The following is a 3,583-nucleotide window of genomic DNA, read 5'->3' as shown; positions in this document are numbered from 1 at the left end:
CCCGCGCCGATGCGGTCCGCGCCATCGACGACCTCGGGAAGCGGTTCGGCCGCTACCCCTACGGCGAGGTCGACGCGGTCATCAGCGACCGGTTCCGCCACGGCCCCAGACGGCCGCTGCCGTCCGAAGCCGACCCGCCCGACCGCCAACACCGACAAAAGCCACCAAGGGCTGGCGAGGGCCACGAAGGGCCGGCAAACGAGTACCCCAACCAGGTCAGCGGTGGCGACCACCGACATGAGGGCCTGCTCGGCCCGGCGGCGCCGTTCGAGGAGCCAGTGTGGGAAGTAACTGCCCTGCGCGTGGACGGTAGCCGTGCGATGGTTGACGCGTTCGTCGCTGACCTGGCCGTATTCGGCGCCGCAGAGAGCGTCGGCCTCCACGGACATGAGCGCGTCGGCGAACGTCCTGACCATCGCGCGCAGCAGTTCGGGACTCGCCGCGGCGAGGGCGTGCAGGGGCAGACTGTCAGGTGCGGTCATCGTGCTGATCTCCTTCGTGACTCGACGTCTCGAAGATCAGCCGGTGGCCGTTCATCTATGCGGGCATCAGCCAGAAGCCGGAGCAAACCTCCAAATCAGGTCCAACCCAGTCCAACCCGTACACCACTTCCCTGGACGTAACCCGCCTCACATGATCGCCGCCATACCCGACCTCATCCGCCGAGCTTTGTGAGGCCACTGCGAGTCGGCCTCGCCGGAGTCGAGCGTCCGGCCCTGCTCGACCAGGATGACGTTCTGGTGACCTGTCCTCCGTTATCCCCGACACGACGGCTTCCTGCTCGCCGACCCTGATGCCCTGGCCCGTATGGGTGAGGCCGAGGCCGCCCGCCCGCTTGCCCGGAACATTGTGCGGGCACCGGCTCGCTCCACGGGGGCGACGCCGTGCGTTTCACCGCCGCGGGCGGGCACCAGGTCAGCGCCGCCGAGCCCGCCGAGATCCTCGTTCGGGAGACGCACGCCGGCGTCGCCGAGTGATCGAGCCCGGATCGGCACCCATGGCAGGGGCTCAGTCCAAGGACGCCAGACCCAGCACCGGCCGTTCAGGCCCCGGTCCGGCGCAACCACTCCTTTTCCTCGCCCGGTTCGGGCAGCACACGACCGCCTTCGACAGCGGAGCGGGCCGGAGCGTCCTGGAGTACCACCATGGTCTGACTCTCCTCCACGCCCGAGACCCGGGCGATCGCTGAGGACAGCTCCACGGCCAGCCGCGTCGCCTCCTCCTGTGGACGGCCTCGCCGTACCCAGCCTGTGAGGATCAGCGGTGTCGCCGGCTGCCCGCCTGCGAAGACACTGTCCGAGGGCAACTCGGAGAAGACCACGTTGACGTAGGCCGGTGGCACGTGGTTGATGTCCACGTGAATCCGGGTGATCTCGGCTGCCAGCAGGGCCTTCGACTCACTGGTCAACGTTCCCTGGGCCGCAGTACAGGTGTAGATAGGCATGGTGACTCCTCAACTGTCCGAGGCATCGCGGCTGAAAGACGGCCAGGCTGTGAGCAGACAGGGGTTGTTGACGTACCCCCAGCCAGGATTCCCGGTTCAAAACGGGCCAGATATCTCTTCCCGATCGGGTGTGTGTAGATATCTGTCCGGTCCGAATCGCGGCGGCCCCCCAGAGATCTACGACGCAGGCGTTGGCTCCCTGGCACATCCTCGGTATTCACACGCTCGGTCGTGTCGTTCGCCGTGGCCTCGGTCAGAAGCCTCTGCGAACGCCCCCGTCGATCGACAGCATCACTCCTGTCAGATACGACGCGGCGGGCGACAGCAGGAAGGCGGCGCTCCGGCCGAACTCGTCCGGGGTTCCGTAGCGGCGCAGGGGGACACCGGCGGTCGCACGCTCGCGGGCGGCGTCGGCGTCTCCACTCCGCTCGTAGAGTTCGCGTACCCGGTCGGTTTCGATGTGGGCGGGCACGAGGCCGACGACACGGATGCCACTTGGGCCCAGCTCGTTCGCGAGACTCTTCGCGTAGCCGGCCAGGCCCGGCCGGAAGGCATTGGAGATCGCAAGGTCAGGAATCGGCTCGTACACGGAGGTGGAAAGGACGAAGCCGATGACACCTCCCTCGCCCAGCTCCGCCGCGACGGTACGGGACAGCCGCACCGCACCGAGGAAGACCGACTCGAAGGCGGCGCGCCAATGATCGTCGTCGATGGTGTCCGACGTACCTGCCGGCGGTCCGCCGACGCTGATGAGCACCCCGTCCAGCCGCCTGAAGGCATCGCGGGCCGCAGCGATCAGCCGGTCCGGAGTCCCGGTGTCGGCGTTGTCAGCCACGACACCGACTGCCCGCGCCGCGCCGCCGAGTTCCTTCTCAGCCGCGGCCACCGACTTCTCGCTGCGTCCGCTGACGACCACTCTCGCACCGTCCGCCACCAGCTCGCGCGCGGCGGCCCTGCCCAGCCCACGGGTGCCACCAGTGACGATATACACCCGGTCCTTCAGGCCGAGGTCCATGACTGCTGTCCCCTCTCCGATCCTGAGGGCCGCATGGCCTACAACATCGCCGTCTGGGGTCGCGTGGGCACCACGATGACAGTGGTGGTGCCGGCGGCCAGGGCCGCCTTGAACTCCCGCTCCAGGTCCTGAGCGGTCTCTACGTCGACCGCGCGGCATCCGAAGCCATGGGCCACGGAGGCGATGTCCAGCCCTGGCAGGTCGAGTCCCGGAACGCCGGGAGTCTCCTCCAGCACCGCGAACGACTTGAGGATGGAGTACTCGTGGTTGTGCATGACCACGTACACGATCGGGAGGTTGTGCTGCGCAGCCGTCCAGATGGCCTGCACGGAGTACTGGAAGGAGCCGTCGCCGATCAGGCCGACCACCGGACGTTCGACACCCCTGTCCCGGTCGCCGAGCGCGACGCCCACCGCGGCCGGGGTACCCCAGCCGATCCCGCCGCTGGCCGTGGCGAAGAACGATCCGGTCCTGACCGTGGGAAGCCATTCGATCTGCTGCGCCATCGTGGACGTTGATTCGTTGACGATGACCGCGTCGGGCGGCCGCACCCTGCTCAGGGTGGCATAGACCTCCGGCGGGGTGAGTGGGCTGTTCGGCTCCTGCGGCAGCTCACGGGGCCGCTAAGGCCCGGACGCCCGTCAGGGACCTTAATCCGTCGCGTCGTTTTACTTCCTCAGGATCGCATCAATGAGCGGACCATCCGATTTCCAGCCGACCAACCCCGCCTTGAAGTGGATCGAACGGCGCCTCCCGCTCCCAGCGCCCGTACATGGGCTGGTACTGCGGCCGTGAAACCTCACGGGGATCGTGTCCCAGCTCGGTCCATGCGTAGCACCAGGAGCAGAACCACCGCTCCTTCACTGGCAAGTCCCATGGCATTCGCGGCTCCGCCACCGGTGCCTGCCCCATGTCGTGTCCACACACATCGCACGTCACAGTCGGATCCTGTCATGGCAACTCCACACGTACCGCCGGCAGCAGGGTCCTCGGCCGAACCGCATTCCGTTAGCGGTTCTAACTGATGGTGGGGCTTCCACCTTGATCGTGGACACCGGTTGTCATGCAGCGATGGCCAGCGTAGTTGATCTCTGCTCGAAGACGACCGGCGCGAGGTAGCCGAT

At 67.4% G+C, this 3,583-nt stretch carries 3 protein-coding genes and 1 pseudogene; all 4 read right to left on the bottom strand.

Annotated elements, in window-relative coordinates; translation table 11 throughout:
- Positions 1–482: pseudogene (locus tag AB0D57_RS47375) on the bottom strand (hypothetical protein); the annotation flags it as partial.
- 560 nt (positions 483–1,042) lie between these two features.
- Entirely contained in the window at positions 1,043–1,444 is a 402-nt protein-coding gene (locus AB0D57_RS47370; RefSeq protein WP_362088715.1) for a tautomerase family protein, read from the bottom strand.
- Between the two features lie 253 nt (positions 1,445–1,697).
- The gene (locus tag AB0D57_RS47365; protein WP_362088714.1) at positions 1,698–2,459 is read right to left on the bottom strand and encodes an SDR family oxidoreductase; all 762 of its coding nucleotides are present in this window, start codon (positions 2,457–2,459) and stop codon (positions 1,698–1,700) included.
- A 38-nt stretch (positions 2,460–2,497) separates the two neighbouring features.
- The gene (locus AB0D57_RS47360; RefSeq protein WP_362088713.1) at positions 2,498–3,010 is read right to left on the bottom strand and encodes a thiamine pyrophosphate-dependent enzyme; all 513 of its coding nucleotides are present in this window, start codon (positions 3,008–3,010) and stop codon (positions 2,498–2,500) included.
- Positions 3,011–3,583: the final 573 nt, after the last annotated feature.

This window comes from Streptomyces sp. NPDC048275 (assembly GCF_040652275.1).
Taxonomy (GTDB): domain Bacteria; phylum Actinomycetota; class Actinomycetes; order Streptomycetales; family Streptomycetaceae; genus Streptomyces.
Note: the sequence above shows the minus strand (reverse complement) of the source record. Positions and strands in the feature narration are given on the sequence as shown.

Excerpts from the sequence above, each read along its gene's own strand:
- AB0D57_RS47370 (WP_362088715.1), bottom strand. The coding sequence starts at position 1,444 with ATGCCTATCTACACCTGTACTGCGGCCCAGGGAACGTTGACCAGTGAG.
- AB0D57_RS47365 (WP_362088714.1), bottom strand. The coding sequence starts at position 2,459 with ATGGACCTCGGCCTGAAGGACCGGGTGTATATCGTCACTGGTGGCACC.